Origin of the sequence: Samsonia erythrinae (assembly GCF_004342665.1) — a bacterium.
GTDB lineage: Bacteria > Pseudomonadota > Gammaproteobacteria > Enterobacterales > Enterobacteriaceae > Samsonia > Samsonia erythrinae.
The window spans coordinates 185,612-198,757 of sequence record NZ_SMBY01000001.1; the positions used below are offsets into that span (position 1 = coordinate 185,612).

Below are 13,146 nucleotides of genomic sequence, written 5' to 3' on the forward strand. Positions count from 1 at the left end.
AGAAACCGGGTTTCAGGATGAAATCAAGGACACCTCCAGGAAGGAGATTGAGAGCCGATTAGGAATATCGGTGGGGCAGGAGCCTAAAGGGATTGAATCACGGATGAGACAGGATGGAAACGTCAGGAAGAAAGTGGGACGCCAGCAGGGATTGTGGGTCAGGATGACCAAATAAGGAAAAGTTTTCATGGATGAGCAGGGATGCAAATGTGTAGCGGGATAGCTATAAAACGAACCGGGGGTACTGAGCAATCAGTACCCCCAATTTTTTGCGGTGAATATTGATCGGCCAGGCCATGAGAGGGCGAAGATTGGGCGCGGCGAATATCAGTGCTATGCTTTGCCGCCATTAATGTCGACTTCAGGGGCGAGATGCCACATGAGTAGAGAACATCGGGTTCGTCAGTCATTATTCGCGATTGAGCGCGCACTGCGGGAAAGCCCTTTTTGGCAGGTTGTTCCGCCGGAGGATGAGGCGTTTAACAGTACGGAGCCGTTCAGCCTTGATACCATGCGGCCCGAAGAGTGGTTACAGTGGGTGTTTTTGCCGCGCATGCATGCTTTATTGGATAGTGAGTTAGCGCTGCCCGACGAGCTGTCGCTGCTTCCCTATTTTGAAGAGGCGTTGCAAGGCTCGCCGGAAGAGACGGCGGCTATCCTGTCGCACATCGGGCTGTTGGATGCGTTATTCCGCCCGGAGACGTCGGATGGTGCAGCGCACGATGCTTGAGATCGTTTATCAGGATGAGCATCTGGTGGCCGTCAATAAACCCAGCGGCTGGCTAGTCCATCGCAGCTGGCTGGATCGCAAAGAAAAGGTCGTGGTAATGCAGACCGTGCGCGATCAGATCGGCCAGCATGTGTATACCGTTCATCGTCTTGACCGGCCAACATCCGGTGTGCTGCTGCTGGCGTTGTCCAGCGAGGTGGCGCGAGCACTGTCGCAGCAGTTTGAATCGCATCAGATGCAGAAAACTTATCACGCCGTTGTGCGGGGTTATGTTCAGGGGGACGGTGTGATCGACTATGCGCTGACCGAAGAGCTGGACAAGATCGCGGATAAGTTTGCCAATCCGGATAAAGCCCCGCAGCCCGCAGTTAGTCATTACCATTCTCTGGCGCAGGTTGAAATGCCTGTCGCTATCGGCCGTTATTCCACGGCGCGCTACAGTTTGGTGGCGCTGAATCCACAGACCGGGCGTAAGCATCAGCTACGTCGTCATATGTCACATATCCGGCATCCGATTATCGGCGATACCGCCCATGGCGATCTGCGGCATAATCGCGGTATGGCGGCCCATTTCTCCTGCGGCAGGCTGATGTTGCATGCCAGCGAGTTACAGTTGAATCATCCGGTGAGTGGTGAGCGTTTAACGTTGCAGGCGCGCTGGGATGCGCCGTGGCAGGGCGTGATGAGGCAGTTTGGCTGGCAAGGGATTCTCCCTGATTTTGAAAGGGTTGAGTTTCCTGCCGAGTCAGGTCAGGATAGCGGGCACCTCATTGGGTCATATTTGACATCGTAATGTGTCGTATTAAAAAGGGAGTCGGGAGCATGGCGCAGATTGGCGTTTTTGTCGGTACGGTCTACGGAAATGCATTGCTGGTGGCTGAAGAAGCGGAAAACATTCTCAGAGCGCGCGGCCATGAGGTCAACGTCTTTGAAGAGGCAACGCTTGAGTCCTGGCTGGACTACCGTGAACACTTCGTTTTAGTGGTTACGTCGACGACAGGACAAGGGCAATTGCCTGACGCTATCGTTCCGCTTTATGCCGCACTACGCGAGAGCGGGGGCTATCAGCCTGCGTTGCGCTATGGCGTGATTGCGTTGGGCGACAGCAGCTATCCGAATTTTTGCGCGGGTGGCCACCTGTTTGATGCACTGTTGCAGGAAATCGGCGCTAAGCGTTTGGGGGATGTTCTGGAAATCGATGCGACCGAACACCCTGAACCTGAAGTGATCTCATGTCCGTGGGTTGAAGCGTGGGCTGAACGGATTGACGCACAGTAATTTTCACTGAAGTAAACAACGGGAGCCAACGCTCCCGGTTTTGCTGTACTAGCGGTTTTTGGTCAATTTGTCTAAATCAGCCTCGATTTCGGCGATTTTGTTTGAGACCACGCTTTCAAGATGGCGCAGATCGTCGAGGATTTTACGTTTCAGATCGACTTCCACCTGTTCTTTTTGGCAGATGTTATCCAGCTCTTCAATCACATAACGTAGGTTTGGGCTAATCTCGTTGATCTCTTTATAGCCTTGCCCGCTGTTATCGGACACGATGGTTTTGCGCTGGCGAGGATATTTGAACTTTACGCTCTTGGCGAAAAATTCGCCTTTATCCTTGCGGAAATAAATCTTCAAAATGTCGTTGTTTGCTTCCTGACGCAGGCTATAGCGATCGATATCATCGGGATTGGTAATGCCCAGGCTTTTCAGATTGTCATACATAGCGTCACCCTCTCGGTTTATCTGGTTCTGATTCTCATGTCAGCGAGAACCTACGCTGCTCATATCTAACATACTTCAGGTTGCCGGTGCGTGAGTTCTACAACACCGACGTATTCAGGCGTGACTAAATAACGTCTTGCTCAGGCGTAAAAAAACGGCGGGTTATTTAACCCGCCGTTTTTCGTTTAGTCGATAGAGCGCAACAACTCATTGATACCCACTTTACCGCGGGTTTTGGCATCCACTTTCTTCACAATAACGGCGCAGTAGAGGCTGTGGCTGCCGTCTTTGGATGGCAGGCTGCCGGAAACCACGACGGAACCCGCCGGGACGCGGCCGTAGTGAATTTCGCCGGTTTCACGATCGTAAATGCGGGTACTTTGGCTGATGAACACGCCCATGGAAATCACGGAGCCTTCTTCGACGACAACGCCTTCCACCACTTCAGAACGCGCGCCGATGAAGCAGTTGTCTTCAATGATGGTCGGGTTAGCCTGTAGCGGTTCGAGAACGCCGCCAATACCTACGCCGCCGGACAGGTGAACATTTTTACCGATTTGGGCGCAGGAGCCGACGGTGACCCAGGTATCCACCATTGTGCCTTCATCGACGTAGGCGCCGATGTTGACATAGGATGGCATCAGGACGGTATTGCGGGCGATATAAGCGCCGCGACGCACGCTGGCCGGCGGTGCAACGCGAACCCCTTCACGTTGAAAACGCGCTTCATCATAGTCCGCAAACTTCATCGGCACTTTATCGAAAAAGCGCGTTTCTCCGCCTTCGATAAGGTGGTTGTCGTTAATGCGGAAAGAGAGCAGCACGGCTTTTTTCAGCCATTGATGAGTAACCCATTGGCCATCAATTTTCTCTGCAACGCGCAGCACACCGCTATCCAGCAGGTTGATTGCCTGATTGACGGCTTCACGCGTGGCGGCGTCTGCATTGGCCGGAGTGATTTCAGCGCGGCGCTCAAAAGCCGTCTCGATGATGTTCTGTAGTTGTTGGTGCATCCTGATTTCTCTTTCCTGATTGTAAAAATTAACCCAATGGTACTTTATCGTTTGGGTTTAGGGCTTCTGTCAACCGTTCTTGTAATTTAAGGCGTAATTCCGGCTTCAATGCCCGCCGGTCGCTGTCGGCCAGAATGAAAAGATCCTCTACCCGTTCCCCGATGGTGGAAATGCGCGCGCCGTGCAGCGACAGGTTGAAATCGGCGAAGATTTCCCCGATACGCGCCAGTAAACCCGGCTGGTCAAGCGCGCTGAGCTCCATATAACTGCGCCTGTCCGTATGGGTTGGCAGAAAGTTGACTTCGGTTGGCACGCTGAAGTGACGCAGCTTGGGCGAGGGCCGGCGCACGCGAGGGTGTTGATAGTGTTTCTGTGTCAGCGCCTGTTCCAGCGCATGACGGATCATATCGTGTCGATCCGGTGCCAGCGGGCTGCCATCCGGTTCCAGCACGATAAACGTATCCATCGCCATGCCGTCACGGCTGGTAAAGATTTGTGCGTCGTGGACGCTGAGGTTACGTCTGTCCAACTCGCCGGCGACGGCGGCGAAAAGATAAGGTCTGTCCGGACTCCAGATAAAGATTTCCGTGCCGCCGCGGCTGGCCTGATGGCTGATGAGTACCAGCGGTTTATTGGTATCATGTTCCAGCAGGTGGCGCGCGTGCCACGCAAGCTGATTGGGCGAATGGCGTAGGAAGTAATCGGCGCGACAGCGGCTCCAGATGTGATGCAGCGCTTCTTCGTCGATGTTATCCATGCGCAGTAATGCAAGCGCCTGCAAGCGGTGATGCCGCACGCGCTCGCGTAAATCCGGCGTATTTTGCATGCCGCGACGCAATTGTTTCTCCGTGGCGAAATAGAGTTCGCGTAACAGGCTCTGCTTCCAGCTGTTCCACAGCGTTTCATTGGTGGCGCAGATATCGGCAACCGTCAGGCTAACCAGATAACGTAAGCGGGTTTCGCTTTGCACTTCCGTGGCGAATTGCTGAATGACGGTGGGATCCTGAATATCACGACGCTGTGCCGTGACGGACATCAGCAGGTGGCAGCGCACCAGCCAGGAGACCAACTGGGCTTCACGCGAGTTTAATTCGTGTAACGCGGCAAACTCCAGCACATCCTGCGCGCCCAGTTCGGAGTGATCGCCGCCACGCCCTTTGGCGATATCGTGGAACAGCGCCGCTAATAGCAGCAGTTCAGGCTGGGGCAGGCGCGGATAAAGTTCCACGCACAAAGGGTGCTGTGGGCGCGTCTCTTCATCGGCAAAGCTTTCTAGTTTCAGCAGGACGCGGATAGTGTGTTCATCCACGGTATAGGCATGAAACAGATCGAACTGCATCTGGCCGACGATATTGCCCCACAGTGGCATATAGGCCCACAGCACGCTGTGGCGGTGCATCGGCAGTAGCGCGCGGCTGACGGCATAAGGATGGCGCAAAATATTCATGAACAGTTGGCGCGCTTCTGGAATGGTGCAGAGCGGGCTGCTCAAGTGGCGCCGCGCGTGGCGTAGCTGGCGCAGGGTCGTGGAGTAGATGCCCTGGATATCGCGGTTGCGCACCATCAGATAGAACATACGCATGATGGCTTCCGGTTTTTTGATAAACAGCGCTTCATCGCGCAGATCCACCAGATTGCCGCGTAGTTGGAATTCGTCATCAATCGGGCGCGGTTTTTCATTCGCATCCAGCGCCAGAATTGCTTCGTCAAAGAGCTGTAGCAGCATCTGGTTCAATTCGCTGACGCGGCGCGTCATACGGTAGAAATCCTTCATCATGCGCTCTACGGGCGTATTGCCTTCGCCCTGATATTGCAACAAATGCGCGACGTTAAGCTGCCTATCGAACAGCAGACGGTTGTCGTAACGCGGCAGGATCAAGTGTAGAGCGAAGCGGATACGCCACAAAAAACTCTGACAGTCGTTAAGCTCTTTGCGTTCGGCTTCCGTCAGAAAGCCAAACCCGACCATTTCGTCGAGTGAGGTGGCGCCAAAGTGACGTCTTGCGACCCATAACAGGGTATGGATGTCGCGTAGCCCGCCCGGGCTGCTTTTGATATCGGGTTCCAGATTGTAGCTGGTGCTGTGATAGCGCTGATGGCGTTCCTGCTGTTCGGTGATTTTTGCCGGAAAAAATTCTGATGACGGCCAGAAGTCGTCGCTGAACACCTGTTTTTGCAGCGTGAGAAACAGCGCGACGTCACCGCATATCATGCGGGATTCGATCAGGTTGGTTGCGACGGAAATATCGGCGCGTCCTTGCTCTAAGCACTCTTCCAACGTTCGGACGCTATGTCCCACTTCCAGCTTTAGATCCCACAGCAGGGTAATGAATTGGCCGACGCGCTGGGAATGCTCATCGCTGAGTTTGGTGTGGCTTAATACCAGCAGGTCGATATCGGAAAGCGGGTGCAGTTCGCCGCGGCCATAGCCGCCTACCGCGACCAACGCCGTTTGCGCGATGTTTTCAAAACCGTAAAAATACCAGAGCCGTTGTAACAAACGGTCGATAAACAGCGTTCTGGCATCAATCAGCTTTTCTGCGCTAACGCCGGAACGGAATTCTGAACCAAGCCAGAGCTGGAACAGCTCCAATTGCTGTTTCAACGTATGACAGTTCAACATGTCGTCAGAATAGGTTAACGGCGAGAGAGGGAGCGGTACTGTCGTGATGGCGTCGGCAAGACTGTCTGATGGGGCGTTATCAGGAAACATGTTGTCTGAAGGAAAGCGTTTTTCTGTCATAGCGCAACCCATAAAAAAGCCGGCGACCGCCGGCTTCGTGTTTATTGTTCATGCGTAATAATGTTGGGGATCGTATCGTCCTTACGCAACGTCATTATTTCGCAGCCGTTATCGGTTACCACAATAGTATGCTCATACTGTGCCGACAAGCTGCGATCTTTGGTTTTCACCGTCCAACCGTCTTTCATGGTGCGGATACGGTAATCACCGGCGTTGAGCATGGGCTCGATGGTAAACGCCATCCCTGCCTGTAACACTACGCCGCCGTCATCGGCATCGTAGTGCAGAACCTGCGGCTCTTCATGGAAGCCTTTACCGATACCGTGACCACAATATTCACGCACGACGGAGAAATTGTTGCCTTCCGCAAATTGCTGGATCGCTTTGCCCAGCGTGCGCAGGCGAATCCCCGGTTTAACCATTTTCAGCGCCAGATAGAGGCTTTCTTGCGTAATACGGCAAAGACGTTCACCCAGAATGGTTGGCTTGCCCGCGATAAACATTTTTGACGTATCACCGTGGAAACCATCTTTGATCACCGTAACGTCGATGTTGACGATATCGCCATCCTTCAGGATTTTTTCTTCGCTTGGAATACCGTGACACACCACTTCATTGATGGAGATACAAACGGATTTCGGGAAGCCGTGATAGCCCAGACAAGCGGAAATCGCCTGCTGTTTATTCGTAATATGATCGTGACAAATTCTGTCTAATTCGGCGGTACTGATGCCCGGCACCACGTGGGGTTCGATGATTTCCAGAACTTCGGCAGCCAGACGCCCGGCTACGCGCATTTTTTCGATGTCTTCAGGGGTTTTAATTGATATTGCCATTGGTGGTCGTCCACAGGTGCCATATAAGACACGAGAATTAAGATGAATAACTAATAACTTATGTTATCAGCCTCGCGGCAGGCTTGCCAATTATCATTCGAATGACGGGAATGGCGGCGCAACAAATGTTGGTGTCGACAAGGGATTTATGGTATAAAGCGCGCCGGTGATCCGGCTGGGTATCGGTTATTCGGTATTCAACGGCATCGACTAAACTCACTTTGTGTCAATAACACACACATGTCGGCACGTTCGCCGGGGTGCTCTGAAGGTGGCTTCACCGGAGGGGTCGGCGCAATGGGACATGTGGAGGCATAACCCCATACTTAATTAATAGAGGTAATCATGGCAACTGTTTCCATGCGCGATATGCTCAAGGCTGGCGTACACTTTGGTCACCAGACCCGTTACTGGAACCCGAAAATGAAGCCATTCATCTTCGGCGCGCGTAACAAAGTTCACATCATCAACCTTGAAAAAACGGTACCGATGTTCAACGACGCGCTGGCCGAGCTGAGCAAAATTGCTTCTCGCAAAGGCAAGATTCTGTTCGTTGGTACGAAACGCGCAGCAAGCGAAGCGGTAAAAGATGCAGCCAACAACTGCGATCAGTTCTTCGTGAACCATCGTTGGTTGGGCGGTATGCTGACTAACTGGAAAACCGTTCGTCAGTCCATCAAACGTTTGAAAGATCTGGAAACCCAATCTCAAGACGGCACGTTCGACAAGCTGACCAAAAAAGAGGCGCTGATGCGTACTCGTGAGCTGGACAAGCTGGAAAACAGCCTGGGCGGTATCAAAGATATGGGCGGTCTGCCAGACGCGCTGTTCGTTATCGACGCCGATCACGAGCACATCGCCATCAAAGAAGCTAACAACCTGGGTATTCCTGTATTCGCCGTAGTAGATACCAACTCCGATCCGGATGGCGTTGACTACATCATCCCGGGCAACGATGACGCAATCCGTGCAGTTAGCCTGTACCTGAGCGCTGTTGCTACTGCTGTCCGTGAAGGCCGTTCTCAGGATCTGGCTGTGCAGGCAGAAGAAGGCTTAGTCGAAGCTGAATAATAAGTCTGGCTCGTTGAGCCCTTATTAACCAGGTAGTACTAGTTTGGTTAGGGGCCTTTTTATGGCCCCTTTTTCACTTTTAAAGCTGTTTGGTCGTGACGACCGGGCAGAACAAATCTTCCGAGGATTTTAGAATGGCTGAAATTACCGCATCCCTGGTAAAAGAGCTGCGTGAGCGTACCGCCGCTGGCATGATGGAATGTAAGAAAGCGCTGGTTGAAGCTAACGGCGACATCGAGCTTGCTATCGAGAACATGCGTAAATCCGGCGCGATCAAAGCGGCGAAAAAAGCAGGTAACGTTGCTGCCGATGGCGTGATCAAAACCAAGATCGACGGTAACTATGCTGTGATTCTGGAAGTTAACTGCCAGACTGACTTTGTTGCTAAAGATGCCGGTTTCCAGGCGTTTGCCGACAAAGTGCTGGACGCTGCGGTTGCAGGCAAAATCACTGACGTTGAGGTGCTGAAGGCGCAGTTCGAAGATGAGCGCGTTGCGCTGGTGGCGAAAATCGGTGAGAACATCAACATTCGCCGCGTTTCCGCTCTGGAAGGCGAAGTGCTGGGCAGCTATCAGCACGGTGCGCGCATCGGCGTTCTGGTTGCGGCGAAAGGCGCTGATGAAGAGCTGGTTAAACATCTGGCGATGCACGTTGCGGCAAGCAAACCTGAATTCGTTAAGCCAGAAGACGTGTCTGCTGACGTGGTAGAAAAAGAGTACCAGGTTCAGTTGGAAATCGCGATGCAGTCCGGCAAGCCGAAAGAAATCGCAGAGAAAATGGTTGAAGGCCGTATGAAGAAATTCACCGGCGAAGTTTCTCTGACTGGCCAGCCTTTCGTTATGGACCCGGCCAAATCTGTAGGTCAGTTGCTGAAAGAACACAATGCTGATGTAACAAGCTTCATCCGTTTCGAAGTGGGTGAAGGTATTGAGAAAGTTGAGACTGATTTTGCTGCTGAAGTTGCAGCAATGAGCAAGCAGTCTTAATAGTAAAAAAAGAGCCGCCAGTTGGCGGTTCCTTTTTATCCAGCCGAAATAGTTTCAGTACACCTGACTTCCTGCGTTCAGCGGGATGGCTCGGGTGGAACGGTAACAACCCCCAATACGATGACAGCCTGTAGGACAAGAACACCATGGCAACCAATGCAAAACCCGTCTATCAACGAATCCTGCTGAAGCTCAGTGGCGAAGCTTTGCAGGGAACCGAAGGTTTTGGTATCGATGCGAGCATTCTGGATCGCATGGCTCAGGAAGTGAAAGAACTGGTTGAGTTAGGCATTCAGGTCGGTGTGGTTATCGGCGGTGGCAACCTGTTTCGCGGCGCGGGTTTGGCTAAAGCGGGTATGAACCGTGTTGTGGGCGACCACATGGGAATGCTGGCGACCGTCATGAATGGTCTGGCAATGCGCGATGCGTTGCACCGTGCCTATGTGAACGCTCGCCTGATGTCCGCCATTCCCTTGAATGGCGTTTGTGATAATTACAGTTGGGCGGAAGCGATCAGCCTGCTGCGCAATAATCGCGTCGTCATTTTCTCTGCCGGGACAGGCAATCCTTTCTTTACTACCGACTCTGCGGCCTGCCTGCGCGGTATTGAAATTGAGGCCGATGTCGTTTTGAAAGCGACGAAGGTCGATGGCGTGTACTCTGCCGACCCGGTAAAAGATCCGTCAGCGACGCTGTACGAGACGCTGACCTATCAGGAAGTGTTAGAACGTGAACTCAAAGTGATGGATCTTGCTGCATTCACACTGGCACGTGACCATAACTTGCCTATCCGTGTTTTCAACATGAATAAGCCCGGCGCGCTGCGTCGTGTTGTCATGGGTGAAAAAGAAGGGACGTTGATTAGTCAGTAATAACGGTTAACGCCAATTATGGGGTAGTATATTTCCAGTATTACCCCATACTCCAGCCGAGCGCTGGTATTAATTATTCACCGGGCTATGCGCTGGCATGGCCTGACAGGCAACCAGTTTTCAAGGGTTCACAACGTGACTAATGAAATCAGAAAAGATGCTGAAACGCGCATGGAAAAGTGTGTTGAAGCGTTTAAAAACCAGATCAGCAAAATTCGTACCGGTCGTGCATCACCGAGTATTCTCGATGGCATCCAGGTTGAATACTATGGCAGCGCAACGCCGCTGCGTCAGGTTGCTAACGTTGTCGTAGAAGATTCCCGCACGCTGGCGATTACGGTGTTCGATCGTTCTCTCGGTCCGGCGGTTGAGAAGGCGATCATGTCTTCCGATCTTGGTCTGAACCCGTCCTCTGCCGGCACCGTAATCCGTGTTCCACTGCCGCCGCTGACGGAAGAACGTCGTAAAGATCTGATCAAAGTGGTTCGCGGTGAAGCTGAGCAAGGGCGTGTTTCTGTACGCAACGTGCGTCGTGATGCTAACGACAAGCTGAAAGCGCTGCTGAAAGATAAAGCGATCAGTGAAGATGATGAACGTCGCGCTCAGGACGACGTGCAAAAACTGACCGACAGCTTTATCAAGAAAGTGGATGCCGCACTGGCAGAAAAAGAAGCGGAGCTGATGGAGTTCTAATCAGGCCGTTGACTATTGCGTCGCAGGAAATCGGTGGATTGCCCCTTTTTCCTGCGGCGCTTTATTTTTATATTCGTCAGTCTTCAGATTGAACGCGCGTTATTTAAAACGAGAACGTTCTGTCCTGAAACCTGAATGACTGAGAGAGTATATAATGGCTGTTATGTCATAAATGGGTGAAGGCCAGCCCCTCTGGGCAGTAAATGATTTTTTGCCATGTGTTTCTGCGATGCTCGCGATTGTGACGAAGAGCAGAGACATATCATGGCAACCGCCTCAGACTTGTGTACCTTCCTGTCATCAAATCCGGTTATTCAGAGCATTTTAATGAAGCAACTGACAATTCTTGGTTCCACCGGCTCTATTGGCGTCAGTTCGCTGGCAGTGATTAAGGCTAATCCAGATAAATTTGCTGTACGCGCGTTAGCCGCCGGGCGCAATGTCAGGTTAATGCTGGAGCAGTGTCTGGCGTTCGAGCCCGCTTATGCCTCTATGGCGGATGAAGCTTCTGCCGCCGCGCTACGTCGGCAACTGGCGGAGCACGGTTGTAAAACCGACGTATTAGCCGGAGAACAGGCGGCCTGTGATCTTGCTGCATTGGACGGCGTCGATCAGGTGATGGCGGCGATTGTCGGGGCAGCCGGATTATTACCCACATTGTCTGCCATCCATGCGGGAAAGCAGGTGTTACTGGCGAATAAAGAATCGCTGGTGACCTGCGGACGTCTCTTTATGGACGCCGTCGCGCAAAGCGGCGCACAGCTGTTACCGATTGATAGCGAACATAATGCGATTTTTCAGAGTTTACCTGAGCAAATTCAGCGTCAATTAGGCTACTCTTCATTGTCACAATATGGGGTTGAGCGCATCATCCTGACCGGGTCCGGCGGGCCGTTTCGCGAAACGCCGCTGTCGGCGCTGGCGGAGATGACACCCGAACAGGCGTGTGCGCACCCAAACTGGTCAATGGGACGTAAAATCTCGGTTGATTCGGCCACGATGATGAATAAAGGGCTGGAATATATCGAAGCGCGCTGGCTGTTTAATGCGTCAGCCGAGCAGATGGAAGTCATTATTCATCCGCAGTCGGTGATTCATTCGATGGTGCGTTATCGCGACGGCAGTGTGCTGGCGCAATTAGGATCGCCCGATATGCGAACGCCGATTGCGCATGCCATGGCTTATCCCGAACGTGTGACATCGGGGGTCGCTGCGTTGGATTTTTGCCAGATCGGCGCGTTGACGTTTTTGACGCCGGACTATGCGCGATACCCTTGTTTACAACTGGCAATAGATGCCTGTAATCATGGTCAGTCGGCCACGACGGCATTGAATGCTGCGAATGAAATTGCCGTTGCCGCGTTTTTACAGTCGCAGATTCGCTTTACGGATATTGCAGCGGTAAATCGACATGTTGTTGAACAACTTACATTGCCGGAACCGGCTAGCGTTGAGGATGTGTTGTCCATCGATAGCTGGGCCAGACAGGCCGCAACACAGACCCTGACACATTACGCACGTTAGCCGAATAGACCCGTAGCACAATTTGTTCGTGTGCGGTGGAGGTGGTATAGTTTGCACCCTTCAACGGTCGGTTATGCGGAGTTTGTCGCACCGACGGTGAGGTTAAGCCGTGATCGCTCACGGCTTTTTTGCGCCATGGGGGTCTGATGTTACGGAAGGAATGTTGTATTTCTTGCTTGAGGAAATAAGTACGCGTTATGCCGTCCGATAATCAAAAAAACACTAACGATCTGTTACCCTCTGGGCCGCGCCATGTTGCCATTATTATGGATGGCAATGGTCGCTGGGCGAAAAACCGAGGGAAAATGCGGATTTTTGGCCATCAGGCTGGTGTAAAAGCCGTGCGACGTTCAGTCAGTTTCGCGGTGAACCAGAAACTGGACGCGTTGACGCTTTATGCATTTAGCAGTGAAAACTGGAACCGCCCGGCGCAAGAGGTTTCCGCCCTCATGGAGCTGTTCGTCCGGGCGCTGGACAGCGAAGTGAAAAGCCTCCATAAGCACAACGTTCGCCTGCGGGTGGTGGGTGACATCGGGCGCTTCAGCCCGCGTTTACAGGAGCGGATCCGCCGCTCGGAAGCGCTCACGGAAAATAATCAGGGGCTCACGCTGAATATTGCTGCGAATTACGGCGGGCGTTGGGATATTATTCAGGGAGTACGGCAACTTGCAGAACAGGTGCAGGAAGGCATTTTACGGCCTGATAGTATTAACGAAGCGTCATTATGTCAGTATATTTGCCTGAACGATCTGGCTCCGGTTGATTTGGTGATCAGAACCGGTGGAGAACACCGCATTAGTAATTTTTTGCTGTGGCAAATCGCTTACGCTGAACTTTACTTTACTGATGTCCTTTGGCCTGATTTCGATGAACAAGTCTTTGAAGGTGCGCTGAATGCTTTTGCACAACGCGAGCGCCGCTTCGGGGGAACAACACCTATCGATGCTGATGCATCCTAGGGG

The 13,146-nt window shown here is 52.6% G+C and carries 13 protein-coding genes; 9 read left to right on the forward strand and 4 right to left on the reverse strand.

All coding sequences use genetic code 11. The features are described 5' to 3' along the window. Positions 1-379: 379 nt before the first annotated feature. The 3 genes from EDC54_RS00795 to EDC54_RS00805 are packed head-to-tail and all read left to right on the forward strand — an operon-like array spanning position 380 to position 2,008. Positions 380-730: a YqcC family protein gene (locus EDC54_RS00795; protein WP_132452304.1), complete on the forward strand. Its 351-nt coding sequence runs from the start codon at positions 380-382 to the stop codon at positions 728-730. Then, the gene (truC, locus tag EDC54_RS00800; protein WP_132453586.1) at positions 723-1,523 is read left to right on the forward strand and encodes a tRNA pseudouridine(65) synthase TruC; all 801 of its coding nucleotides are present in this window, start codon (positions 723-725) and stop codon (positions 1,521-1,523) included. The genes EDC54_RS00795 and truC overlap by 8 nt, the downstream gene beginning before the upstream one ends. 29 nt (positions 1,524-1,552) lie before the next feature. Then, entirely contained in the window at positions 1,553-2,008 is a 456-nt protein-coding gene (locus EDC54_RS00805) for a flavodoxin (protein WP_132452306.1), read from the forward strand. Positions 2,009-2,056: 48 nt separating this feature from the next. On the opposite strand, the gene EDC54_RS00810 is transcribed toward EDC54_RS00805, so the two are convergent. The 4 genes from EDC54_RS00810 to map all read right to left on the reverse strand — a co-directional run bounded on the left by EDC54_RS00810 (position 2,057) and on the right by map (position 7,038). Next, a complete protein-coding gene (locus tag EDC54_RS00810; RefSeq protein WP_132452308.1) occupies positions 2,057-2,446 on the reverse strand; it encodes a DUF3461 family protein in 390 nt (129 codons plus the stop codon). Between the two features lie 185 nt (positions 2,447-2,631). Continuing rightward, positions 2,632-3,459 (reverse strand): 2,3,4,5-tetrahydropyridine-2,6-dicarboxylate N-succinyltransferase, encoded by an 828-nt coding sequence (gene dapD, locus EDC54_RS00815; protein ID WP_132452310.1) that lies wholly within the window; start codon positions 3,457-3,459, stop codon positions 2,632-2,634. A 28-nt stretch (positions 3,460-3,487) separates the two neighbouring features. Beyond that, the gene (gene glnD / locus EDC54_RS00820; RefSeq protein WP_132452312.1) at positions 3,488-6,202 is read right to left on the reverse strand and encodes a bifunctional uridylyltransferase/uridylyl-removing protein GlnD; all 2,715 of its coding nucleotides are present in this window, start codon (positions 6,200-6,202) and stop codon (positions 3,488-3,490) included. A gap of 41 nt (positions 6,203-6,243) precedes the next feature. After that, positions 6,244-7,038 carry a type I methionyl aminopeptidase gene (gene map, locus EDC54_RS00825; protein ID WP_132452314.1) on the reverse strand — a complete coding sequence of 265 codons (795 nt, stop codon included), beginning with the start codon at positions 7,036-7,038 and terminating at the stop codon, positions 6,244-6,246. Positions 7,039-7,383: 345 nt separating this feature from the next. Here map and rpsB point away from each other — a divergent pair, with 345 nt between their 5' ends. From rpsB to ispU, 6 genes are all read left to right on the forward strand, one after another. Then, a complete protein-coding gene (gene rpsB / locus EDC54_RS00830; RefSeq protein WP_010284816.1) occupies positions 7,384-8,109 on the forward strand; it encodes a 30S ribosomal protein S2 in 726 nt (241 codons plus the stop codon). 134 nt (positions 8,110-8,243) lie between these two features. Next, positions 8,244-9,095, forward strand: a complete 852-nt coding sequence (gene tsf / locus EDC54_RS00835) for a translation elongation factor Ts (RefSeq protein ID WP_132452316.1) — start codon at positions 8,244-8,246, stop codon at positions 9,093-9,095. Positions 9,096-9,241: 146 nt separating this feature from the next. Then, positions 9,242-9,967, forward strand: a complete 726-nt coding sequence (pyrH, locus tag EDC54_RS00840) for a UMP kinase (protein ID WP_132452318.1) — start codon at positions 9,242-9,244, stop codon at positions 9,965-9,967. A gap of 135 nt (positions 9,968-10,102) precedes the next feature. Continuing rightward, entirely contained in the window at positions 10,103-10,660 is a 558-nt protein-coding gene (frr, locus tag EDC54_RS00845; protein WP_132452320.1) for a ribosome recycling factor, read from the forward strand. Positions 10,661-10,987: 327 nt separating this feature from the next. Beyond that, positions 10,988-12,184: a 1-deoxy-D-xylulose-5-phosphate reductoisomerase gene (ispC, locus tag EDC54_RS00850; RefSeq protein ID WP_132452322.1), complete on the forward strand. Its 1,197-nt coding sequence runs from the start codon at positions 10,988-10,990 to the stop codon at positions 12,182-12,184. 197 nt (positions 12,185-12,381) lie between these two features. Next, the gene (gene ispU, locus EDC54_RS00855; RefSeq protein ID WP_132452324.1) at positions 12,382-13,143 is read left to right on the forward strand and encodes a (2E,6E)-farnesyl-diphosphate-specific ditrans,polycis-undecaprenyl-diphosphate synthase; all 762 of its coding nucleotides are present in this window, start codon (positions 12,382-12,384) and stop codon (positions 13,141-13,143) included. The last annotated feature ends 3 nt before the right edge of the window (positions 13,144-13,146 follow it).

Excerpts from the sequence above, each read along its gene's own strand:
- pyrH (WP_132452318.1), top strand. The coding sequence starts at position 9,242 with ATGGCAACCAATGCAAAACCCGTCTATCAACGAATCCTGCTGAAGCTC.
- rpsB (WP_010284816.1), top strand. The coding sequence starts at position 7,384 with ATGGCAACTGTTTCCATGCGCGATATGCTCAAGGCTGGCGTACACTTT.
- tsf (WP_132452316.1), top strand. The coding sequence starts at position 8,244 with ATGGCTGAAATTACCGCATCCCTGGTAAAAGAGCTGCGTGAGCGTACC.
- ispU (WP_132452324.1), top strand. The coding sequence starts at position 12,382 with ATGCCGTCCGATAATCAAAAAAACACTAACGATCTGTTACCCTCTGGG.
- map (WP_132452314.1), bottom strand. The coding sequence starts at position 7,038 with ATGGCAATATCAATTAAAACCCCTGAAGACATCGAAAAAATGCGCGTA.
- dapD (WP_132452310.1), bottom strand. The coding sequence starts at position 3,459 with ATGCACCAACAACTACAGAACATCATCGAGACGGCTTTTGAGCGCCGC.
- ispC (WP_132452322.1), top strand. The coding sequence starts at position 10,988 with ATGAAGCAACTGACAATTCTTGGTTCCACCGGCTCTATTGGCGTCAGT.
- EDC54_RS00805 (WP_132452306.1), top strand. The coding sequence starts at position 1,553 with ATGGCGCAGATTGGCGTTTTTGTCGGTACGGTCTACGGAAATGCATTG.
- EDC54_RS00795 (WP_132452304.1), top strand. The coding sequence starts at position 380 with ATGAGTAGAGAACATCGGGTTCGTCAGTCATTATTCGCGATTGAGCGC.
- glnD (WP_132452312.1), bottom strand. The coding sequence starts at position 6,202 with ATGACAGAAAAACGCTTTCCTTCAGACAACATGTTTCCTGATAACGCC.
- EDC54_RS00810 (WP_132452308.1), bottom strand. The coding sequence starts at position 2,446 with ATGTATGACAATCTGAAAAGCCTGGGCATTACCAATCCCGATGATATC.
- truC (WP_132453586.1), top strand. The coding sequence starts at position 723 with ATGCTTGAGATCGTTTATCAGGATGAGCATCTGGTGGCCGTCAATAAA.